Below are 21,265 nucleotides of genomic sequence, written 5' to 3' on the forward strand. Positions count from 1 at the left end.
AGGGTTTACATCGTGCTAAGTGCTTGATTTTCTTCTTCAGCTTTTTTAGACTTTTCTACAGGCAGTGTACGATAACTTGTACATACAATAAGGAGGCCGATCATGGCAGAACGATTGCAGTTTGATGGAACGTATGCAGAGAAGTGGGTTTCAAAAGAAGAGCTGGAGCGCCTGCAGCCGGCAGTTAGCGAAGCACATAAGCAGCTTCATGAGCGTACTGGCGCAGGCAATGATTTTCTTGGGTGGCTAGATCTGCCGGATATTACAAGCGGTGAAGAGTACCAACGAGTAAAAGATGCAGCAGCTGCAATTCGCGATACAGCTGATGTACTGCTTGTTGTAGGTATTGGTGGTTCTTATTTAGGAGCACGGGCGGCGATTGAGGCTTTGACGCATCAATTTCGTAACCAGCTTCCAAAAGAGAAGCGTGTAGGACCGGAAATTTATTTTGTCGGTCATCATATGAGCCAAGCTTATATGAACGATTTGTTCGACTTGCTTGAAGGTAAAGATGTAGCTGTGAATGTCATTTCAAAATCAGGTACAACGACTGAGCCGGCCATTGCGTTTCGTGTGCTTAGGCAGTGGATGGAAGAAAAGTATGGAAACCGTGAGGCAGCAAAGCGGATTTATGCAACAACGGATAAAGAAAAAGGTGCTTTAAAAACACTTGCCGATGAGCAAGGGTATGACACCTTTATCGTACCTGACGATGTTGGCGGTCGCTATTCTGTATTAACCCCCGTTGGTTTACTGCCGATCGCGGCAGCAGGTCTTAATATTGATGCAATGATGCAAGGCGCTGATGAAGCGCGTACTGCGCTGGCGGCAGATGACTTGAATGAAAACGCGGCTTACCGTTATGCAGCAACGCGCTTTGCACTTTATCAAAAAGGTAAAGACATTGAAGCGCTTGTCAATTATGAGCCGGGTCTTCATTATGTTTCAGAATGGTGGAAGCAGTTATTCGGTGAAAGTGAAGGTAAAGATGGGAAGGGTTTGTTCCCAGCGTCTTTAAACTTTACAACAGACCTGCACTCGATGGGTCAGTACGTTCAAGAAGGGCGACGTCATCTATTTGAAACGGTCATTCAAGTTAAGGCACATGGAGAACCGCTTGCAGTACCGGAGACTAAGGATAACCTTGACCAGTTGAACGAGCTGGCTGGTGAGCCGGTATCTATGGTGAATCAAAAAGCGTTTGAAGGTACGCTGCTCGCTCATATGGACGGGGATGTGCCTAACTTATTAATTCAACTTGAGGAATTGGATGAAGCTGCATTCGGCTATCTTGTTTACTTTTTTGAAACGGCCTGTGCGATCAGTGGTTATCTGCTTGGAGTGAATCCGTTTGATCAGCCGGGTGTTGAAGCTTATAAAAAGAATATGTACGCGCTGCTTGGTAAAGCTGGGTTTGAAGAGCGACGTACAGCACTTGAAACCCGTCTACGCCCTTAAAGTATAGCGTGTGCCGTCCGCAAATGCAGGCGGTTCAATCTGTTGACAAAATATAATAGCCTAAATTTGCGCACAGCTTACTGCTCCGAGTTCCGCGGGTTTCAGGTTGCCGTATTAAGAGGATAAAAACCGAATCGTGAACGTGACTTTCACTTCAGACGGACGCTTTCCCGAGGGCTTGGCTTCAACTAACTTGTTCGAATTGATTTCCATTCGAACAAGTGGATCTTCAGCCTGCGCTTGATCCTCTGGGAGTCGCCGTCTGTCGTTTCGGTCACTTTTACATTTACGGATCATCAATCATTTTAATGGATATTGTTCGTTATGAAATTGATTCATGTAGTTATTCATTGATCAAAAGGATCTCTACAATTCATGGTCATCAAATGACGTAAGGCTGACAAGCATCGGCGGCGACGCCTACGGGAACAGTGCGAGCCGAAAATCCCGCAGGCAGTGATCTTCTGCCGAGGAAGTTGAGGCCGTATCCGAGGCAAGTGTCCGCCGAAAAACGACGTCTGCCATAGTTCATCTTAACAATTTGTCTACACGCTGTGCCGTCCGCAAATGTGGGCGGTTTTTTCGTTATAAGTGTGATCCAGATTGTATATGACACACGCTTCAGGTCAAACTAACCTGCAAGGAGGCGATGCATGTGGAGACTTTAGATAGCCGTTTGGCTGGACGGCGTCTGCCGCTCAAAGACATAGAAGAGACGAGTAAGCGCTATGACTTCCGTCTTGGCGGGGGGTGGGAGTACGACCATGGATATTTAGATCATAAGCTTGATACAAGTGATGGTGTGTATTACTTTCTAAGAGTTCCGCTCACCCCGGTTGATGGAACCATGGAAGATGCAAAAACGCTTGTTGAGCTGGGCACGCCGTTTGTGCTTGCTCACGCATATGAAGACGGCATCGATGAAGAAGCAGATCACTCAAATGCGCTTGTGAATCAATTCAGCGCGCCGGAAGACGAAGATGCCGAAGTTCCGGAAGAGATGAAAACAGCTGGAGAAAAGAAGCTCCAAGCTTTAGCAGCGGCTATACATTAATTCGTTAACATAATTAATTCATCGCTGCTCTGGATGGTCATTTCTGGGTCCGGATTTAAGTAATGATCTTCGCTTCGTTTAATACCAATGGGTAAGCTTCCTTTTGTTTGTGCTTCGAGCAGACACTCATAAAAGGTGCGCCCGATATGAGCTTCAGGTGCCGGTTCTGTTCGGAGCCGGTGTTCTTTTTTTTCATTCACAAGCGCTGCAAAAAGTGAGGCAGCGCCATGCATATACGTACTTGCAGCAAGCATTAAGCTTGTCATCTGAGTTGAATTGACGATTTCATCAGCACCGGCACGTTCTGCATGGGTCATATGTTCATTCGTTAATAGTTCAACAGCAGTATAAACGTCAGGATTCTGGTTTTTAACCGCAAGTAGTATTAGCATCGTGCGGGCGTCTGCTTCTTCTTCTTCACCATTCGTACCTCCGGCAGTCAGTAATACAGTTTTAGCTTCTGCTGTATTTGCTTGTTCTAATGTTTTTGACGAGCTTGGAGCCCCTTTAACAAAGTCCACCTGCCGTGCATTAGGATATGGGTTTTCTGTTAAACCGCTGTCTAGAATAACGATGGGAGTTTCCGGGTGAACGTGCTTTAAGTGGCTGATGACCCGGAGGGCTCGTTCGTTCCAACCGATGACAATGATATGGTCTTCATGATTTACAGAGCGACGCCCTTGCTGCCAAGATGTTTTTTCTGCCATGAATGTAGAAGCAAGGCTTGTAACAAACAATGTAACCACACCGAACCCTACAAAGATGAGCCCGGCAGTTAAGGCACGTGTGGTGAAATGCTGCGGCACGATATCTCCATATCCGACCGTCGAGGCAGTAATAACCGCCCACCATAGAGCATCCAAGTATGTATCAAATGTGTAAGGCTCAAGCATATAGGCGATGAAAGCTGTACTACTTAAAATGATTCCCAAAATGAAAAATAAGCGGAGTATAAAAGGACTTTTCGCAAATACCGGGAATGGGGATACAGGCAGTCGCATCTGGCATAACTCCTTTCAATAATTTTAGTTTGTACGGCCGCTTGTTCGTTTATACAGGCTTTGATACACTTAAACAGCGAAAGTGGGGCGTTAAATCCAATGATGCAGGCAGTTTTTTTCGGGATTGCTATGTTTATAGGCTGGCTTTTTCTCGACTGGACGAAAGACCGGGAGTTAACAAAGCAGGGAGTATATGAAGCACTAATTGCAGCGTTAATTGGTGCGATAGGCTGGATGTTGTTTGACTTGTTTCTGCCAGCGCAGTAACGTCCGGCTGAACCGGTCACCAAGAAGTGGTGACCGGTCAGGCTGTAGACAAAGTACAAAACTTAATATTAACTCACAACTTACTGCTTCAACCGCCGCTGGCTGCCTTATTAAGAGAAAAAACCGAATCATGAACGTAACCTTCACCTCAGACGGACGCTTTCCCGAGGGCTTGGCTTCAGCTAACTTGTTCGATTTGATTGCCAATCGAACAAGTGGATCTTCAGACTGCGCTTGATCCTCTGGGAGTCGCCGTCTTTTGTTTCGGTTACTTGTTAGTTAACGATCATGAAGGATTTCCATTGTATATGGTTCGCTTGATCGCTCATGAAGTGTCATTATGAAATTGGTTCATGTAGCTTGATCAAAAAGCTCTCTACAATTCATGACCTGCAAATGACGCAAGGCTGACGAGCGCCGGCGGCGACGCCACCAGGAACAGCGCGAGCCGAAAATTCCGCAGGCAGTGACTTTCTGCCGAGGAAGTTGGGGCCGTGACGGGGGCTAAGAAGACACGGTGAGATCAAGCTTTAGCGTAGATCAAACCGATGTCGCACTTGTGCCCTGCGGGTGCAAGCGTCCGCCGAAAAGCGACATCAGCCTCCGCTTGTCTTGAAAGTTTGTCTACACGCTCAACCGGTCACCAAAAAGTGGTGGCCGGTTTTTTACGTACCCGGGCTCTTTCCAGAAACGAAAACTTTCAGTAAAATGAGAAAAGAGTGCAACTTAGAATTACTGATGCGGAAAGTTGGAGGGGATTGAAATGACAAAAGAAGCTTTTAACGAACGTTGGAATACAAACTCAATGAAATGGGATATGCTCGAAGAACGATACAATAATCCAGACTTATGGCCAATGTGGGTGGCAGATATGGATTTTCAAGCCCCGCAGCCTGTACTTGAGGCAATGCGTGAAGTTCTTGATCACGGAATTTTTGGTTACCATGTTCGACCGAAGTCCTTGTACAAAGCGGTTCAGGGTTGGTTGTCCCGGCGTTTTAGCTGGGAGGTGAATACAGATCAAATGGTATTCACCCCAGGTGTTGTACCATCAATTAGTCATCTCATTCAAACATTTACAGAAGAAGGCGATGGCGTCATTATACAGACGCCGGTGTATTATCCGTTTTTTCCACTCGTGCGAAATCATAACCGGCACTTAATTCAAAACCCGCTCGTTGAAACAGAAAGCGGCTATGAGATAAATTTCACGGAACTAGAATCACAAATGAAGGAAGGCGCGCGAATGATTGTCCTCTGCAGCCCGCACAACCCTGTAGGACGGGTATGGACGAAAGCAGAACTTGAAGAAGTTGCGCGTTTGGCTGAAGTATACAACGTATTTGTCGTATCTGATGAAATTCATGCAGATTTAATCTTTCAAGGGGAGCATGTGCCGTTTGTACATGCTGCAAAAGGGTATCAAGTAGAGACAGCAACATGCCTAGCACCGAGTAAAACCTTTAATATTGCATCGCTCCAGCTGTCTTATGTCGTATTTGAAAACTCAAGTCTGCAGCGCCGGTTTGAAAATCAATTGAAAACGAATTTTGTCGGGATTGATAATCCGCTGGCAAGTGCAGCATGTGAAGCAGCTTACAATGAAGGTGAGCAGTGGCTTGAAGACTTGATTGCTTATTTAAAAGGCAATATTGCGTATTTAAAAGCACAAGTTGCTGAAAACATGCCTGAAATCAAGGTATTTGAGCCGGAAGGAACGTATCTTGTGTGGATGGACTTCCGCGGTCTCGGGTTGTACGGTGAAGATTTACAGACATGGCTACGTGAAGAAGCAGGCTTAGCTTTGAACGACGGCCATATGTTCGGAGAAGCAGGAAATGGTTTTGCACGCATGAACATAGCTTGTCCGCGCAGTCATATTGAAAAGGGCGTTCAGCTGCTTCAGCACGCATATGAACAAAAAGCTGTGAAGTAAAAGCATCGGTAGGCTTCATACATTGAAGGGGGATCCTATGAAAACATTTCGTTTAAAAGGTTTGCAGCTTGTTTTTCCAGGGGAGGAGTCACCAGAGCAGCAGCCAGTGCCGTTTCAAGACGGGCTGGTTATCAACCGGGAAGAAGGAGATCAGATGTGGCTTGTAGATGCTCGCCTTCCTGAAGCCGGAGATGACGTACAGGCGATGTTTGATGAGATGCAAGAGACAGGGGAGCGGTTTGTGATGGATGTGACAATTACAGATGAGAGTAATGATCCGGCAACGATGGTCGGCAGCGTCCGGGAAACACTTCCATTGTCAGAAGGCTTTAGTGTACTGTTTGATGCATACATGGCTTTACAGCAGGAAGAAGTATTTAACTACATTTTAGAAAGTCTAGTTGAGGACGGTTATTCTGGTAAAGAACTTATTGAGGAGTTTAAAAACCGGAAAGCTGATCAAGGAGCATGGTCGGAGCAGGTCGCAAAAACGTTATATGAAGAGGCGGCCAAAGAAGATGCAAGCATTCCGACACAGGATGAAGGCAAGTAGTGTTAAAAGATTTGTAAATCATCGTCCGCCCTCCACTTTAATACATGGACGGGCGGAGCTTTAAAGTCAGAAGTACTTGCCGTTAAGATAAAAACAACGGTGTGACAAACCCTTCAATGACGGCAGCGATCACAATTAATGGAACAACGATGAGCGCATAACTGCGAAATGTTTGTCCAATGATGCGGCCAAGCGGGATGTTTCCTCGGTTTGGAGAAAATAACTTGAGTATGACACTGTAACTAAGGAAAATCCCGATCGCGCTTGCTAAAATCAAGCCTGCCATCTCTACAATGCCGTGGGGTACGATCCCTTGCATAAATAAAGGCCACGGGTTTTCACCGTTTAAGTTTACAAAGGCAAGCAGGATACTGACCGTTGAAGCAGTGACCACCGGACTAAGTGCAGGAAGCACAAGCATGGGGATGAAACCAAACAGTATAACGAATAACGAAACACGAAGGTTGTTTAATAAAATAATCCAAAATAAAGAGGTGTGGTCAATTGTGCCGCTCCCTCCACCATCTCCTTCAAAGCCGCCATCAATACCTAGTTCAGAGAAATGGGCGTCAAGCTCGGCCATAGCCCCTTGTGTCAGACCGGGGTTTAACGTAAGCAGCCAATAAGCGCCGATTGCTGTTAGAAGTGTAATGATTGCCACAATAAGAAATGGCAGAAAATAATCTCGCTTAAAGTAGTGCCATTCGTTTTTGTATAAATGTTTCATTGCTTACCCTCTTTTCCTATCAAGGTATGATGCTGTAACATAACCCCTACCCGAGAAGGTTAAGGGATAAACTATTGTCATTCAATCATCAACAAGCAATTTGCACCGTAAACAAGACTTGCAAAGGGAAGGTTAATCATGAACGTACATACATTTAAAGATTATTATGCAAACCAGGTCAGACTCAGTTTTATGCGTGATCCGTTTTCAGCCGTTCCCGGGCATGTCTGGGTCATCTGTCGTTATCAAGGCCGGTGGTTGTTAACGGTTCATCCGCGGCGTGGTTTGGAGTTTCCCGGCGGTAAGGTAGAACGTAATGAACCAGCTGAAGCAGCAGCTGTAAGGGAAGTGTGGGAAGAGACCGGAGGTAAGGTAGCTGAATTGCTCTATATCGGTCAGTATGAAGTGCGAGGTAGAGCGGATACTGTTGTGAAAAATGTTTACTTTGCAGAAGTTGATGTTTTAGTAGAAAAAAACGATTATATGGAAACCGAAGGACCGCTTCTCTTAGATGAACTCCCTAAAGTTTTACAAAAACAAAAAAATTACAGCTTCATTATGAAGGATGAAGTATTACCATTGTCACTGAAAGAGATTCGTAAGCGACAGCAAAAAAAGCGAAAATAATCCCCCTGCGGCCGGCATGAAGATTTCTAACCGGTGCAGGGGGCTTTCGTTATTTAAAACTGTGAAGTCGCGCATGTTTTAGGGCCTGCGTTGCGGATATTTTCAGCAACATCTAAAAACTTAGCAAAGTTTTCATTGAACTTGGACGCAAGCGCTAACGCTTTCTCGTTGTAGGCGTCAGGGTCCTGCCACGTGCGTTTTGGTTGCAGCACCTCATCAGGAACACCTGGGCAGTTTAAAGGGATGTGCAAGCCGAAGATTGGATCGGTCATCGTTTCTGAAGACTGAAGCTCTCCCTGCAGCGCAGCTTGGATCATCGCCCTGGTGTAGCTTAGTTTAATACGGCTGCCTTCACCGTAGGAACCACCGGACCAGCCGGTGTTCACAAGATAGACTTCAGCGTTGTGGATATCAATTTTTTCACCGAGCATTTCAGCGTAAACAGATGGTGGTTTTGGCAGGAACGGAGAACCAAAGCAGGTGGAGAATGTAGCTTCCGGCTCAGTAATACCACGCTCTGTTCCTGCAAGCTTGCTCGTATAACCGCTTAAGAAGTGATACATTGCTTGTTCTTTTGTTAAGCGGCTGATCGGAGGTAGCACCCCAAACGCATCTGCTGTTAAAAAGATGATTGTGCTCGGATGACCGGCCCGGCTTGGCAGTAGAGCATTCGGGATGTGGTCAATCGGGTAGGCGGCCCGGGTATTCTCGGTAAAGGTTTTATCATCGTAATGCGGTTCGCGGGTTTCGTCATCGAGCACGACGTTTTCAAGAACAGCCCCAAAACGGATAGCATTAAAAATTTCCGGTTCCTTATCTTTTGAAAGGTCGACGCACTTGGCGTAGCATCCCCCTTCAATGTTGAACACGCCATTGTTTGACCAACCGTGCTCATCATCGCCGATTAATTCCCGCTTAGGATCAGCAGAAAGGGTTGTTTTCCCAGTGCCCGAGAGGCCAAAGAACAAAGCGACGTCCCCTTCTTGGCCGATGTTTGCCGAGCAGTGCATCGGCAGCACATTCTGTTCCGGAAGCAGGTAGTTCATCACCGAGAAAATCGACTTTTTCATTTCACCGGCGTATTCTGTGCCGCCGATCAATACAATTTTTTCTTCAAAAGAAACCATAATGAATGTTTCTGAACGCGTACCATCAACAGCTGGATCAGCTTGAAATCCAGGTGCGTACACAACAGTGAAATCCGCTTGTTCGGATGGTGATGGTTCATCCGGGCGAATGAACAGTTGACGGGCAAATAAATTGTGCCAAGCATATTCGTTAACGACATGCAATGTAAGGGATGTTGAAGGATCTGCGCCTGCATAACCGTGTCGAGCGAACAGTTGATCTTTTTCACCAAGGTATTTAAGCACTTTATCATACAGCGCTAAAAAGACATCACGTTCAACAGGTTGGTTAACTGCGCCCCAGTCAACTTTATGTTCCGAAACATTTTCACGGACAATATATTTATCTTTAGGCGAACGGCCGGTGTAGGCACCGGTGTTCACACTGAGCGCACCTGTTTCGGATAAGGCTCCTTCGTTTCGTTGCAAAGATTGCTCTACAAGGGTTGCAGCTGGCAGATCCCAGCTCACGTTCGTTTTTCCTAAGGTTGTGGCCAAATCGTCAACACATGTCTTAGCCATAGGCGCAAAATCCTTTCCGTCCAAATAGTTATAATTAATGTGATTGATTTTGAAAATAGTATAACACATTTCTTTTTTAAGTCTATACTAATTTATGATTTTTCTTTCATTTGGGTGAATAAAATTTGTAACTCCGTGTTCTGCAGAGGAAGTTGAAGGGGTGTAAAGGGCTAAGAAGACACGGTGAGATCAAATGGCAGCTCAGTTCAAACTGATGTCGCACTTGTTCCCTCCGGGTGTGAGCGTCTGTTTAAAAGTAACGTCAACCCTTGCTTTTTCAAAGGTTTGTCTACAAGCTGGAGGAACTTTTGGTGCTTAAGTTTATTCTATTGTAGCGCTGACATTAAACGAACGTGGTTCAAGTTATAGAGAAACGGGAAAAAATAATTAGAAAAGACAAACGAGAAAAGAAGGGTGGTATATGAAGTTATACGTATTTTATGATGGTGCTTGTCCGCTTTGTGTGAATGCTAAAGCAGCGTTAAATCGATTGGATGTAACAGACTGTCTTGTATGGCATTCAATTCGAGATCCGAGGGTTTATGAGGTGTTTCATTTTTTGAATCAAATCGATGCAGAAGGGGCAATTCATGCACTCGAAGATGATGAATACGTGTACCGCGGCTTTGCAGCAGTCAGGCGGATGCTTAAGGTGATGCCTTTAACAAAGCCGGCCGGCTGGCTATTCGCTCTTCCGGGTATGGAGCGGCCGGGGGATGTGGTGTACCGCTGGATTGCAGCCCGTCGCCCAGTGAAAACGGACGAGGCAATATGTCATGACGGCTTGTGTCAAGTAAGTGCAAAGAAGGAGCGGATTCGTTGACACGCAAGTGAAACTTCGTTATGATAATCGCGAAACGGATACTCTTATCCCGAGCTGGCGGAGGGACAGGCCCGACGAAGCCCGGCAACCATCCTCAATGAACAATGAGGAAAGGTGCTAACCTGGCAAGGCGCATAGCGTCTTGGAAGATAAGAGGCGAAAAAGGTGAACGGACCAAGACCCCTTTTCCCTCATTTCATGATGGAGAAGGGGTTTTTTACATGAATCGCCGCAAAGGTGGCATTGTGCGAAAGTGCAGCCGCTGGGAATGAGTGTCGCCGTTTTCAAGCAGATAAAGGAGGATTTCGCATGGAGACTACCGGACGTAGGTTATTCACGTCTGAATCTGTTACTGAAGGTCACCCGGATAAAATATGTGACCAGATTTCAGATGCCATTCTTGACGAGATGTTAAAAGAAGATCCGAATGCACGCGTAGCTTGTGAAACTGTAGTGAATACAGGACTTATACTTGTGACTGGGGAAATTACGACATCTACTTATGTTGATATCCCACGCGTTGCCCGTGACACTGTTGCAAACATTGGCTACACTCGGGCGAAGTACGGCTTTGATGCACAAACTTGTTCAGTGCTTACATCGATTGATGAGCAGTCCGCAGATATTGCACAAGGCGTAGATCAGGCACTTGAAGCACGTGAAGGTCAAATGACCGAAGAAGAAATTGAAGCGATTGGTGCTGGTGACCAAGGTTTGATGTTTGGTTATGCAACAAACGAAACGGATGAGCTAATGCCGATGCCGGCAGCGCTGTCGCACAAATTATCGCGACGTTTAACTGAAGTTCGCAAAGATGGTACACTTCCGTATTTACGCCCGGATGGAAAAACTCAGGTAAGCGTAGAGTATGGCGATCATGGTGAGGTGCTGCGTGTGGATACAATCGTCATTTCCACACAACATGCCGAAGAAGTTACGTTAGAAGAGATTGATAAAGATTTAAAAGAACATGTTATTCAAGCTGTAGTGCCGGAGCATTTGCTTGATGAAAATACGAATTACTTCATTAACCCGACAGGGCGGTTTGTCATTGGCGGGCCGCAAGGAGATGCCGGATTAACCGGGCGTAAAATCATCGTCGATACGTATGGCGGTATTGCACGTCACGGCGGGGGTGCCTTTTCCGGGAAGGATCCTACAAAGGTGGACCGCTCGGCTTCCTATGCCGCACGTTATGTAGCGAAAAATATTGTAGCTGCCGGCCTTGCTGACAAATGTGAAGTACAGTTTGCTTATGCGATCGGGGTAGCGCAGCCTGTGTCTATTGCGGTGGACACTTTCGGTACTGGGAAAGTAAGCGAAGCGGATTTAGTACAACTGATTCGTGATCACTTTGATCTGCGGCCAGCCGGCATTATAAAAATGCTCGACTTGCGCCGGCCGATTTATAAGCAGACAGCAGCTTATGGTCATTTTGGACGGCGCGATGTTGATCTGCCGTGGGAAGCTGTTGATAAGGCGGATACACTGCAAGCTGAAGCTCGTGTATAACAAGAAAAACTCGTTATGATGCATTTGCATCATAACGAGTTTTTTGTAACGAAAAGCTAATCATCTTTTGTGAGGCCGCGGGTGATCTCACGGTACGCCTCACCTTTGTCGATATAAGATTGACGGATGCGGGCCATCTCTGCTTGATCCTCGTCAGTTAATTCCCGCACAACTTTGGCCGGACGCCCCATCACAAGGGTGTTTGGCGGTACGGATTTCCCCGGTGGAAGCAGGCTGCCGGCACCTACAAATGCACCTTCACCAACTTCTACATCATCCATGACCATCGCACCCATTCCGATCAGTGCCCCGGCGCGGATTTTTGCGCTGTGTAGTAAAACTTGGTGGCCGACTGTCACATCATCTTCAAGAATGAGCGGCATATCCGGGCTTTGGTGCAGCATTGATTGATCCTGCACGTTCACACGGTCACCAATCACGGTCGGCGCAACGTCACCACGGATGACGGTATTAAACCAAATGCTTGAAGATTTGCCGATCTTGACATCCCCGGTAATCGTGACATAATCAGCAATATAGGCACTTTCATCAATTTTCGGCATGACGCCTTTATACGGATAAATCATCAGTTCACACCCTTTATATAGTATACGCTGTCATTTTCAGTTTAGCAGAGCATATCTTGTCGCTACAAATTTATGAAAGCGGGGGAGTCTCGTGAAAACATGGGAAACAATTGGTGCACCAAGGGGCGTGGTTGTGCTCGTCCACGGCATGGGCGAACATCACGGCCGCTATGAATGGTTGATTGAAAAGTTTAATAGCGATGGGTACCACGTCGTCACCGGTGATTTACCTGGATTCGGTCGTACGCGCGGGAAACGCGGGCATATCGATCGTTTTTCTGAATATACAGAGACGATTTATGAATGGTTCAAAGCAGCAGCTTCCTATGAACTTCCGGTGGTATTGTTTGGGCACAGCATGGGCGGACTTGCGGTAATCCGTGCCGTAACTGAAAAATACATGAATGTTGCAGCAATTGTGTTGTCTTCGCCGTGCTTTGCTTTATACGAACCGCCGAAGCGTCCGCTAGCTCTTATGGGGAAAATGATGCATCGCGTGACACCGTCTTTTACCGTGAACAGTGGTTTGAGTGTTAATGTGCTCACACGGGATGAAAATGTGCGTCGTGCGTTTTTGAAAGATGAACTGCGCGTTTCAGCAGTTAGCATTCGCTGGTTCCGTGAGCTGGAGCGGGCGATGCGGATGAGTTTTGAAGATGTTCGTTTTGTCCCGGACGTCCCTTTTTTGTTGATGCAGGCAGGTGAAGATTATGTTGTAGACCGGCGGGCGGCTCACGGCTTCTTTAATCATTTGTACATTCGTGATCGTTCATTCAAAGAGTTTCCAGATTTATATCATGAACTTTTCAATGAACCAGAACGTGAAGAAGTTTATCATTTTATGCAGTCGTTTTTAGCAAGCCGGTTAAATACTGTTGAAGCCAAATGGGTGGCGGCGTCCGAAAAGACGTGATAAAGTGGCGGTTGTGAGGCTGAAATGAGGAGTGAACGTTGTGGGAGTACCGACGCGGTCCTGGACCGTTTTATACCGAATGTATCGTCAAATCATTCCAATGGTACATAAAGAACTAAAGGTTTGGCGTGAACATGCAAAAACCATACCGAATGATACGTTTCGTGAGCAGGCGCTGCTCGGGGTTTATGAGAAATCATTTCATTGTGAAGGCGGCGGTGCTTACGCTATGCTTTCAAACCGAAACCAGGCAGCTGCTGTGAAATTTATTGTTGCTTATCAAACGATTTGTGACTACCTTGATAACCTGTGTGATAAAAGCGATGCACAAGACCCTGATGACTTCCGGGCTATGCACGAAGCACTCCAGCAGGCGCTTGATCCTGAAGCAGAGCGGACCGATTATTACCGGTATCGAGAAGAAAAGGATGATAATGGTTATTTACATGCCCTTGTGGATGCCTGCCGTGAAGCAGCCCAAGCCATGCCGGGCTTTTCATCTGCACAGCCTGCGATGGAGGAGCTTTCTGCTTACTACCGGGATTTGCAAGTGTACAAGCATGTGAAAGAAGAGGACCGGCTGCCGCTTTTAAAAGCATGGTTTGAACGGCATGAGCCGTTTCTCCCGAGCATGTACTGGTTTGAATTTGCAGCTGCAACAGGTTCAACGATGGGGTTGTACAGTTTAGCCGGTTATGCAGCTGGTGATGAAATATCTGAAGAGACAGCCCAGCAAGTGAAAAACGGATACTTTCCGTGGGTGCAAGGGCTGCACATTTTACTTGATTATTTTATCGACCAGGAAGAAGATCGCCAGGACGGGGAGCTTAACTTCTGCTTTTATTATGAAAGTGAAGATGAAATGGTGGCACGTTTCCGGTTTTTTAAAGCCCAGGCAGAAGCAAGTTTGCGTGAGCTGCCTCATCCCGCATTTCATGAACGTTTGAACCACGGTATGATGGCACTTTATTTAGCGGATGAGAAAGTACAGACGCAAAAAGATGTAAAACAAACCGCAAAACGCTTTTTAAAGCTCGGCGGTGCGCCGACGCTGTTTTTCTATTTAAACAGCTGGGTGTTCCGTCGAAAAACAAAACGGGACCCTGCATCGTAAAGGGTGATTTGAGACCGCGTCTCCACACAAATGGAGGCGCGTAACTTTTGTCAGGATCTGTTCGCAAAAGTAATGTCAACATCGAACGTTAGGATCGCTTTCATCTTCAACTGTGTTGATATGTTGAATTGGTCAATCTTGGATTTCAAAGCACCATGATGTACAATGAATAAAAATGTGAAAAATGGAAAGTCAGGAGCTTGCTATGAAACAAGCGCGCGTAATTTATAATCCAACAGCTGGACGTGAAGCCGCTAAAAAACAGCTGCCATATATTTTGGACCGGCTTGAACAGGCAGGTTACATCGCGTCTGCTCACATGACAAAGCGGGAAGGCTGTGCTCGCACAGCTGCATTGAAGGCAGGAGAAGCAGGGTACGATGTCGTGGTTGCCGCCGGCGGTGATGGTACAATTTTTGAAGTAGTTAATGGTTTAGCGCCGTTAAAAGAACGACCTCGTCTAGGTATTATACCAATGGGGACAACCAATGATTTAGCTCGGGCGTTAGGTTTAAAAAAACATTCGCTTGAAGAAATGTGCGATGTGTTAACTGAAGGTCATACAACGCCTGTCGACATTGGGCAGGTAGGAGAACAGTATTTTATAAACATTGCAGCCGGCGGCAGTTTAACTGAACTTACGTATGACACACCAAGCCGGCTGAAAACAATGCTCGGGCATCTGGCGTACTATGCTAAAGGTGTGGAAAAACTGCGGTCGCTCAAGCCGCAGCATGTGGAAATCGAGTATGACGGGAAGTACTTTGAAGGCGATGTAATGATGTTTTTGATTGCGAATACAAATTCTATCGGTGGTTTTGAGAAGCTGTGCCCGAATGCTTCTTATAACGATGGCATGTTTGATATGATCATTGTGAAAAAAATGTCGCTGCCTGAATTTGTCCGGGTTGGCACTCAGGCGCTGCAGGGTGAGCATATTTATCATGAAAAAGTGAAATATGTTCAGGCAAATCGGGTAAAGATTGCAGTAAGCGGGGATATGGAGTTGAACCTGGATGGGGAGTACGGTGGTATGCTGCCGGCAGAGTTTGTGAATTTGCATCAACATTTTGAGATGCTCGCGCCAAAAGATAACAGCGAAACATAAAAGAAACGTGCATATCGGGGCACGTTTCTTTCCAGCTTATTAATATTTTGTTGCCGCTACAGTATAAATGGCCCAAACACCGGTAAGTACAGAGATGACTGCAGTAAGGATCATCATAAATTCCATCATCGCTAAACCGCCCCCTTCATTGATCGCTAAACGTAGATAGTTCTACTTAAAAGAATACCGTGCCGAAGCGCCGTCGTCAAATACGGTCGGTGCTGTAACATAATTGTCAAAAAGATATAGGAAAGGGCGGTTGGTTATGGCAGCCAAGAAAGCGGATGAGGCGAACACGCCTGTACAGAAAAACCAATACGTGAATGTAAGAATTGAAGACTTAACACATGAAGGGGCAGGGGTTGCCAAAGTACAAGGTTACACATTATTTGTGCCGTACGCGCTGCCAGGTGAAAATGTCCAGGTAAAGGTAACAAAAACGAAGAAAAATTTCGGGTTTGCCCGTTTAATTGAAGTAACTTCAGAAAGCAGGCATCGTGTTGAGCCGCCATGCCCTATCTACAAACGTTGTGGTGGATGCCAGCTGCAACATATGAGTTATGAAGGTCAGCTTCATGCCAAGCAAAAGCAAGTTCAGGATGCTATGAAAAAAATCGCCGGCTTTGAAGAAATTAACGTGCACCCAACCCTCGGGATGACAAGTCCATGGCGCTATCGGAACAAAGCGCAAGTGCCTGTAGGAGAAAGCTCTGACGGGCTCATTGCCGGGTTTTATCAAAAAGGAACGCACGATATTATTGATATGGACAGCTGCATCATACAAGCTGCTCCAAATGATGAGGCAGTACAAATCACAAAAAATATTCTCGATGAACACGGGATTTCAGCTTATGATGAAACGACAGGTCGCGGGCTCATTCGGCACGTTGTAGCTCGTTATGCAGCAACGACAGAACAGTTAATGATTGTTCTTGTTTTAAATGGTAAAGAGCTCCCGCGTGAGGAGAAAATTTTAAATGCTATGGAAGACCGGATTCCAGGCCTTGCATCCATTGTACAAAATGTAAACACAGCCAAAACAAATGTCGTTTTTGGTGACCAGACAACGGTGCTTTGGGGGGAGCCGTACATTTATGATGAAATTAACGGGGTGCAATTTGCCATCTCGGCGCGCTCGTTTTATCAAGTCAACCCGATGCAGACAGAAGTGCTTTACAAGGAAGCATTGCACGCGGCCCAGCTTACAGGCACAGAAACCGTGATTGATGCTTACTGCGGGATTGGCACCATCTCTCTATTCTTAGCTGAAAAAGCGGCCCACGTATACGGAGTTGATGTAGTTGATCCTGCCATTGCTGATGCGACACGAAACGCTAAGCTGAACGGTTTAACCAATGTGGACTTTGCTGTAGGTGAGGCGGAAAATGTGATGCCGTTTTGGCATGCAGCCCTCGGGATTCAACCGGATGTCATTGTTGTAGACCCACCGCGTAAAGGTTGTGACGAAAAATTACTGGATGCGATGGTGAAAATGCAGCCGAAGCGCATCGTGTATGTATCTTGCAACCCGGCGACACTTGCCCGTGATATGGCTCGGTTAGCTGAAGCGGGCTATAAACCGAAAGATGTACAGCCGGTTGATATGTTCCCGCAAACTGTGCACGTCGAATCGGTTGTAGCCTTGGAGAAGACGGTGTAACAACTTCAATTAATAAGAAGCTGAGTTTCCAGTCGTGGTGATGGCAGAACACGGCTGGTTTCAGCTTTATCATGTTTCATATCATGAGACTTGCCCTCGTTGTTATGATTTAAAAATATTATCGTTGTTCACAGGATCAACTATCGATAGGGAGTGTTCGTATGAGTCATTCAAAAGTTGAAATAACTGAATTAACAGAAAAAGAACAATGGTTAGAAGCCTTTCCGATAATGAATCAGCTGCGCACCGATTTGACGCAAAAAACATATCTGGAGCTGCTTAAAAAAATGAGGAAAGATGGATATACCTTATATGCGCTATATGAAGATGACCGGATGGTATCCTTAGCTGGTTTGAGCTTTAAAGTAAACTTTTACAATAAACGTCATGTTTTTGTTTACGACCTGGTGACAGATTCAGCATACCGCTCGAAGGGATATGGAGAGAAATTATTAAATCATCTACATGAGTGGGCGAAAGAAAACGGTGCTGAATATATTGCGTTAGAATCCGGGATACAAAGAACAGATGCTCACCGCCTTTATGAAGAAAAATTCGATTATGATAAATGGTGTTATTCATTTAGAAAAAAGTTGTGATTACACATCAGGCGGTATAGAAAGAACAAAAATTAAAGCTCATGCACTTAGTTAAGCTGTTACCTTGAGAGACCCGTTTATAGCTGAATTTTCGCTGCTGCTCTTTCCAGTACTTATTTGCCGAGGGGGGTGAGAATGTACCCGCGGCAGGCGTTCCCTAAATCGCGCAGTCAAAACTGTTTTTCTGTACGCTGTGAACCCTTAGGATAAGGGTTCTTTTTTATATTCACTGCAGTTTTCAAATTGACGTCAGAAATGTATCACAAATTGATCGTTTAGACTTAATTGGAATGAAAGTACAAATTGCCCAGGTTGAAATTTCACTAATTGAGGAATCCACCTAATAGATTTCAAAGGGAGGCAGAATTCGACATGAAAAAATATGTAGTAGGACTAACATTAGCAACAGTATTAGCAGCTTGTGGTGATGGTGACACGGATGTAGATAATGGTGATGGTGAACCGGTGGATGACGCTAGCACCGATGAAGAGATGGATGACAACGGTATGGACGATGACGACGATGATGATTTAGATATGGATGACGACGATGACGATGACGACATGGACATGGACGACGACGATGACGACGATGATGAAGACGATGATGAAGACATGGACGACGATGAAGACATGGATGATAATGATGATGAGTATCTCTCCATGGACGAAGTTGATGAGTTCGAACTTGAAATTGAATTGAATGATGGTACAGAGTATGAATATGAATTTGAAAATGACGGCGACTATGAGGTAGAAATCGAAAATGATGAAGAAGAAGAAATGGAAGGCGACGAAGCCCGCGAAGAAATTGAAGAGATGTTTGAAGAAGTAGATTTCTCTTCTGATCGTGATGAGCAGGATATTGAAGACGATGTTCTTGAATTCCTTGATATCGATGCTGATGATGTAGACGAGTTTGAACTTGAAATTGAATACGCTGAAGGCGAAGACGTCGATTACGAAGATGAAAATGACAACGGCGGATTTGATGACGACGATGACGACGATGATGATGCATTTGACGATGACGACGATGATGACGACGATGATGACGATGATGACGACGATTTGTAAATGAATAAAAAAGGCTGTGGTGTTGATACACCGCAGCCTTTTTATGTTTTTTAAAGAATTAAGATCAGACGTTTAAGTATTCTGCAAAATGCCGAATCAATGTCTCAATAGCGATATGAAACGGAATGAAAGAGGCCAGGCCAGCGCCTTTTTCAGTCGCTGTTGGGGAGCTTGTGACATAAATTGCTGCAGGGGAAAGTTGAGCTAGTTTATTGTTTTTTAAATTTGTAATGGAAATAAATTCGATCCCTTTTGCATTCAGTTTTCTGGCTTGCGGTAAAAGCGCTGGTGTGTCTCCTGACAAGGATACAATGATGATGATGTCTTCGTCAGACATTGAAGGAAACATTGTTTCAAATTCAACTTGATCATGGATAATGGTGACAAAAGTATTGACTACTGCAAAGAGTCGCTGGGCTTCTGTTGCGCAGGTTAACTGGGCTGTTCCGCTGCCGTATATAAAAATGCGGCGGGCGGAGACAAGTTTGTTACTCAATAACTCAAAATTTGTGTCTGCCAAGTTTTTCATCGTTGCTTCGATATCGTTTGTGAGGATTTCAGTATGGCGGCTTTCTTGCTCAGCCGGCTGGCTCTCCCATTTTAAGAATACTTTAAATTCGCTATAACCGGCAAAGTTAAGTTTTTTCGTGAGCCGATGGACGGAAGAGCGAGATGTATGACATGCTTCAGCCAACTGATTGATACTCATCTGACTGCTGGTTGCTTTATGATTTAATACATATTTTAAAATGTGAAGATCATTTTCATTAAATTCATCGTAGTGTTCATTCATGAGTTCTTCAAGACGCATTGTGATACAGCTCCTTCGATGATCGATCATGCACAATTAGTATACCATGTCCTTTGGGAAAATTCCCGTAGAGTGAAACAATATCCAGCTTTTTGCACGGATGTCCTTGTTCACCAAAAACGATTGTATCCGCTTTCTTAAACTTCTAAAATGAAATCGTTAACAACACGAATGAAACTAAGATTTTAAAGGTGGTGGACATCTAATGAATGCGATTCGGCGGTTCGGGAGTGCAATGATTGTCCCTGTTTTATTGTTCCCGTTTTTCGGTATTATTGTAGGTTTAGCAACACTATTTAAAAATGAACAAATTATGGGGGCTTTAGCTGATCCCGATCATATTTGGTATCAAATTTGGTCATTGATTGAAGACACGGGCTGGACGGTATTTACGCATATGGAGCTCGTCTTTGTGATAGGTCTCCCTATATCGTTAGCAAAGAAAGCTTCAGGACGAGCTGTTTTATCAGCTGTAATGGCTTACTTAATGTTTAACACGTTTATCAGTTCGATTATAGAGTTGTGGGCTCCGGCTTTTAATATTGACCCAACTGATGAAACAGGAATGACAGAAATTGCCGGTATTGAAACGTTAGATACAAATATTTTAGGTGCCATCGTCATTTCAGGAATCACCATTTGGCTTCATAACAAGTATTACGATAAGAAACTTCCGGATGCATTAGGCATTTTCCAAGGTGGTCCTTTTGTTGTCATGCTGTCGTTTTTCGTCATGCTTCCACTTGCATTCTTAACTGCGTGGATTTGGCCGATGGTTCAAGATGGTATAGCTTCACTACAAGGATTTATGATCGCCTCAGGGTCATTAGGGGTGTGGCTTTTCCACTTCTTAGAACGGATTCTAATTCCAACAGGTCTGCATCACTTTATTTATACACCTTTCCAGTTTGGTCCGGCTGTTGTAAATGACGGGATCACTGCAGCCTGGGTGAACAACTTAAGTGAATTTTCCACATCAAGCGAACCGCTTGCAGAACAGTGGAATGGCGGAGGATTTCTACTGCAAGGTAACATTAAAATGTTTGGGTCCATCGGGATTGCCTTAGCCATGTATACCACTGCAAAAGCAGCGAAGAAAAAACAAGTTGGCGCGCTTCTGCTTGCAGCTACACTTACGGCCGTAGTTGCCGGTATCACAGAACCGCTTGAATTTACATTCTTGTTTATCGCACCACTGTTGTTTGCACTTCACGCTTTTCTCGGTGCAACAATGGTTACGATTCAAAACGCGTTTGGGTTGGTTGGTAACCAAGGTGGCGGTTTAATTGAGATCGCTACAACGAACTGGATTCCGCTTGCAGGAAACCATTGGGAAGTCTATCTAGCTCAAATTGTGATTGGTTTGATCTTTACAGTGATTTATTTCTACTTGTTCCGTTTCTTAATTTTGAAGTTTGATATTGCACTGCCGGGACGAGAAAAGGACGACGAGGGCGAAACGAAGCTTTATACAAAAGAAGATTACAAAGCACAAAAAGGCAGCGGTACAAGCGCAGCTGCAACATATGACAATGAATATGATCAAAAAGCAGCGGCTATCCTTGAAGGTCTTGGTGGTACAGACAACATTGCTGATATTACAAACTGTGCGACGCGGCTACGTGTGACAGTTGTTGATCCGGAGCAGGTTGCTGATGACCAGTACTTTAAAGATAACAGCGGCGCACACGGTTTGGTTAAAAGTAACGAAAGTATTCAAGTCATTGTAGGTTTATCGGTACCGCAAGTGCGTGATTCAATTGAATCCTTTATGAATGAAGATTAATAA

The 21,265-nt window shown here is 45.1% G+C and carries 20 protein-coding genes and 1 riboswitch; of the genes, 15 read left to right on the top strand and 5 right to left on the bottom strand.

Annotated elements, in window-relative coordinates; translation table 11 throughout:
• Nucleotides 1-102: 102 nt before the first annotated feature.
• Nucleotides 103-1,458 carry a glucose-6-phosphate isomerase gene (locus tag B0H94_RS09185; protein WP_106588959.1) on the top strand — a complete coding sequence of 452 codons (1,356 nt, stop codon included), beginning with the start codon at nucleotides 103-105 and terminating at the stop codon, nucleotides 1,456-1,458.
• 655 nt (nucleotides 1,459-2,113) lie between these two features.
• Nucleotides 2,114-2,512, top strand: coding sequence for a YugN family protein (locus tag B0H94_RS09190; RefSeq protein ID WP_106588960.1), 399 nt, complete (start codon nucleotides 2,114-2,116; stop codon nucleotides 2,510-2,512).
• Here B0H94_RS09190 and B0H94_RS09195 read toward each other — a convergent pair.
• Nucleotides 2,509-3,513, bottom strand: a complete 1,005-nt coding sequence (locus B0H94_RS09195) for a potassium channel family protein (RefSeq protein ID WP_106588961.1) — start codon at nucleotides 3,511-3,513, stop codon at nucleotides 2,509-2,511. The two genes, B0H94_RS09190 and B0H94_RS09195, sit on opposite strands and share 4 nt — an antisense overlap.
• Before the next feature lie 99 nt (nucleotides 3,514-3,612).
• On the opposite strand from B0H94_RS09195, the gene B0H94_RS15190 reads away from it, so the two are divergent.
• The 3 genes from B0H94_RS15190 to B0H94_RS09205 all read left to right on the top strand — a co-directional run bounded on the left by B0H94_RS15190 (nucleotide 3,613) and on the right by B0H94_RS09205 (nucleotide 6,269).
• Nucleotides 3,613-3,780 (top strand): hypothetical protein, encoded by a 168-nt coding sequence (locus B0H94_RS15190; protein ID WP_181315338.1) that lies wholly within the window; start codon nucleotides 3,613-3,615, stop codon nucleotides 3,778-3,780.
• A gap of 763 nt (nucleotides 3,781-4,543) precedes the next feature.
• On the top strand, nucleotides 4,544-5,716 hold the full coding sequence (locus B0H94_RS09200; RefSeq protein ID WP_106588962.1) for a MalY/PatB family protein: 1,173 nt from the start codon (nucleotides 4,544-4,546) through the stop codon (nucleotides 5,714-5,716).
• 37 nt (nucleotides 5,717-5,753) lie between these two features.
• The gene (locus B0H94_RS09205) at nucleotides 5,754-6,269 is read left to right on the top strand and encodes a YwpF family protein (RefSeq protein ID WP_106588963.1); all 516 of its coding nucleotides are present in this window, start codon (nucleotides 5,754-5,756) and stop codon (nucleotides 6,267-6,269) included.
• 82 nt (nucleotides 6,270-6,351) lie between these two features.
• Here the strand turns inward: B0H94_RS09205 and B0H94_RS09210 are convergent, their stop codons facing one another.
• Nucleotides 6,352-6,996: a stage II sporulation protein M gene (locus tag B0H94_RS09210; RefSeq protein WP_106588964.1), complete on the bottom strand. Its 645-nt coding sequence runs from the start codon at nucleotides 6,994-6,996 to the stop codon at nucleotides 6,352-6,354.
• A 138-nt stretch (nucleotides 6,997-7,134) separates the two neighbouring features.
• On the opposite strand from B0H94_RS09210, the gene ytkD reads away from it, so the two are divergent.
• Nucleotides 7,135-7,623 carry an RNA deprotection pyrophosphohydrolase gene (ytkD, locus tag B0H94_RS09215; RefSeq protein ID WP_106588965.1) on the top strand — a complete coding sequence of 163 codons (489 nt, stop codon included), beginning with the start codon at nucleotides 7,135-7,137 and terminating at the stop codon, nucleotides 7,621-7,623.
• Between the two features lie 53 nt (nucleotides 7,624-7,676).
• On the opposite strand, the gene pckA is transcribed toward ytkD, so the two are convergent.
• Nucleotides 7,677-9,272, bottom strand: a complete 1,596-nt coding sequence (gene pckA, locus B0H94_RS09220) for a phosphoenolpyruvate carboxykinase (ATP) (protein WP_106588966.1) — start codon at nucleotides 9,270-9,272, stop codon at nucleotides 7,677-7,679.
• A 421-nt stretch (nucleotides 9,273-9,693) separates the two neighbouring features.
• Between pckA and B0H94_RS09225 the strand changes: the two genes are divergently transcribed.
• Complete coding sequence (locus B0H94_RS09225) at nucleotides 9,694-10,095, top strand: thiol-disulfide oxidoreductase DCC family protein (RefSeq protein ID WP_106588967.1); 402 nt, start codon at nucleotides 9,694-9,696, stop codon at nucleotides 10,093-10,095.
• 41 nt (nucleotides 10,096-10,136) lie between these two features.
• A riboswitch (SAM riboswitch) is annotated at nucleotides 10,137-10,251 on the top strand.
• A 153-nt stretch (nucleotides 10,252-10,404) separates the two neighbouring features.
• Nucleotides 10,405-11,607: a methionine adenosyltransferase gene (gene metK / locus B0H94_RS09230; RefSeq protein WP_106588968.1), complete on the top strand. Its 1,203-nt coding sequence runs from the start codon at nucleotides 10,405-10,407 to the stop codon at nucleotides 11,605-11,607.
• A gap of 56 nt (nucleotides 11,608-11,663) precedes the next feature.
• On the opposite strand, the gene B0H94_RS09235 is transcribed toward metK, so the two are convergent.
• A complete protein-coding gene (locus B0H94_RS09235) occupies nucleotides 11,664-12,194 on the bottom strand; it encodes a gamma carbonic anhydrase (protein WP_106588969.1) in 531 nt (176 codons plus the stop codon).
• Between the two features lie 91 nt (nucleotides 12,195-12,285).
• Here B0H94_RS09235 and B0H94_RS09240 point away from each other — a divergent pair, with 91 nt between their 5' ends.
• The 6 genes from B0H94_RS09240 to B0H94_RS09265 all read left to right on the top strand — a co-directional run bounded on the left by B0H94_RS09240 (nucleotide 12,286) and on the right by B0H94_RS09265 (nucleotide 18,665).
• On the top strand, nucleotides 12,286-13,107 hold the full coding sequence (locus B0H94_RS09240) for an alpha/beta hydrolase (RefSeq protein ID WP_106588970.1): 822 nt from the start codon (nucleotides 12,286-12,288) through the stop codon (nucleotides 13,105-13,107).
• A 40-nt stretch (nucleotides 13,108-13,147) separates the two neighbouring features.
• Nucleotides 13,148-14,221, top strand: a complete 1,074-nt coding sequence (locus B0H94_RS09245) for a tetraprenyl-beta-curcumene synthase family protein (protein ID WP_106588971.1) — start codon at nucleotides 13,148-13,150, stop codon at nucleotides 14,219-14,221.
• Between the two features lie 205 nt (nucleotides 14,222-14,426).
• Nucleotides 14,427-15,329: a diacylglycerol kinase gene (locus B0H94_RS09250; protein WP_106588972.1), complete on the top strand. Its 903-nt coding sequence runs from the start codon at nucleotides 14,427-14,429 to the stop codon at nucleotides 15,327-15,329.
• 265 nt (nucleotides 15,330-15,594) lie between these two features.
• Entirely contained in the window at nucleotides 15,595-16,989 is a 1,395-nt protein-coding gene (rlmD, locus tag B0H94_RS09255) for a 23S rRNA (uracil(1939)-C(5))-methyltransferase RlmD (protein WP_106588973.1), read from the top strand.
• Between the two features lie 161 nt (nucleotides 16,990-17,150).
• A complete protein-coding gene (locus B0H94_RS09260; protein WP_106588974.1) occupies nucleotides 17,151-17,588 on the top strand; it encodes a GNAT family N-acetyltransferase in 438 nt (145 codons plus the stop codon).
• Nucleotides 17,589-17,960: 372 nt separating this feature from the next.
• Nucleotides 17,961-18,665 carry a YusW family protein gene (locus tag B0H94_RS09265; protein WP_106588975.1) on the top strand — a complete coding sequence of 235 codons (705 nt, stop codon included), beginning with the start codon at nucleotides 17,961-17,963 and terminating at the stop codon, nucleotides 18,663-18,665.
• Between the two features lie 64 nt (nucleotides 18,666-18,729).
• On the opposite strand, the gene B0H94_RS09270 is transcribed toward B0H94_RS09265, so the two are convergent.
• Entirely contained in the window at nucleotides 18,730-19,476 is a 747-nt protein-coding gene (locus B0H94_RS09270) for a MurR/RpiR family transcriptional regulator (RefSeq protein ID WP_106588976.1), read from the bottom strand.
• A 205-nt stretch (nucleotides 19,477-19,681) separates the two neighbouring features.
• Between B0H94_RS09270 and B0H94_RS09275 the strand changes: the two genes are divergently transcribed.
• A complete protein-coding gene (locus B0H94_RS09275) occupies nucleotides 19,682-21,262 on the top strand; it encodes an alpha-glucoside-specific PTS transporter subunit IIBC (RefSeq protein WP_106588977.1) in 1,581 nt (526 codons plus the stop codon).
• Nucleotides 21,263-21,265: the final 3 nt, after the last annotated feature.

Origin of the sequence: Salsuginibacillus halophilus (assembly GCF_003014715.1) — a bacterium.
GTDB lineage: Bacteria > Bacillota > Bacilli > Bacillales > Marinococcaceae > Salsuginibacillus > Salsuginibacillus halophilus.

Bases quoted from the DNA above. Each gene is read 5' to 3' on its own strand.
- B0H94_RS15190 (WP_181315338.1), top strand. From the start codon at position 3,613: ATGATGCAGGCAGTTTTTTTCGGGATTGCTATGTTTATAGGCTGGCTT.
- B0H94_RS09200 (WP_106588962.1), top strand. From the start codon at position 4,544: ATGACAAAAGAAGCTTTTAACGAACGTTGGAATACAAACTCAATGAAA.
- B0H94_RS09210 (WP_106588964.1), bottom strand. From the start codon at position 6,996: ATGAAACATTTATACAAAAACGAATGGCACTACTTTAAGCGAGATTAT.
- metK (WP_106588968.1), top strand. From the start codon at position 10,405: ATGGAGACTACCGGACGTAGGTTATTCACGTCTGAATCTGTTACTGAA.
- B0H94_RS09205 (WP_106588963.1), top strand. From the start codon at position 5,754: ATGAAAACATTTCGTTTAAAAGGTTTGCAGCTTGTTTTTCCAGGGGAG.
- B0H94_RS09250 (WP_106588972.1), top strand. From the start codon at position 14,427: ATGAAACAAGCGCGCGTAATTTATAATCCAACAGCTGGACGTGAAGCC.
- B0H94_RS09265 (WP_106588975.1), top strand. From the start codon at position 17,961: ATGAAAAAATATGTAGTAGGACTAACATTAGCAACAGTATTAGCAGCT.
- B0H94_RS09185 (WP_106588959.1), top strand. From the start codon at position 103: ATGGCAGAACGATTGCAGTTTGATGGAACGTATGCAGAGAAGTGGGTT.
- B0H94_RS09195 (WP_106588961.1), bottom strand. From the start codon at position 3,513: ATGCGACTGCCTGTATCCCCATTCCCGGTATTTGCGAAAAGTCCTTTT.
- pckA (WP_106588966.1), bottom strand. From the start codon at position 9,272: ATGGCTAAGACATGTGTTGACGATTTGGCCACAACCTTAGGAAAAACG.
- ytkD (WP_106588965.1), top strand. From the start codon at position 7,135: ATGAACGTACATACATTTAAAGATTATTATGCAAACCAGGTCAGACTC.
- B0H94_RS09270 (WP_106588976.1), bottom strand. From the start codon at position 19,476: ATGCGTCTTGAAGAACTCATGAATGAACACTACGATGAATTTAATGAA.
- B0H94_RS09260 (WP_106588974.1), top strand. From the start codon at position 17,151: ATGAGTCATTCAAAAGTTGAAATAACTGAATTAACAGAAAAAGAACAA.
- B0H94_RS09235 (WP_106588969.1), bottom strand. From the start codon at position 12,194: ATGATTTATCCGTATAAAGGCGTCATGCCGAAAATTGATGAAAGTGCC.
- B0H94_RS09275 (WP_106588977.1), top strand. From the start codon at position 19,682: ATGAATGCGATTCGGCGGTTCGGGAGTGCAATGATTGTCCCTGTTTTA.
- B0H94_RS09225 (WP_106588967.1), top strand. From the start codon at position 9,694: ATGAAGTTATACGTATTTTATGATGGTGCTTGTCCGCTTTGTGTGAAT.
- rlmD (WP_106588973.1), top strand. From the start codon at position 15,595: ATGGCAGCCAAGAAAGCGGATGAGGCGAACACGCCTGTACAGAAAAAC.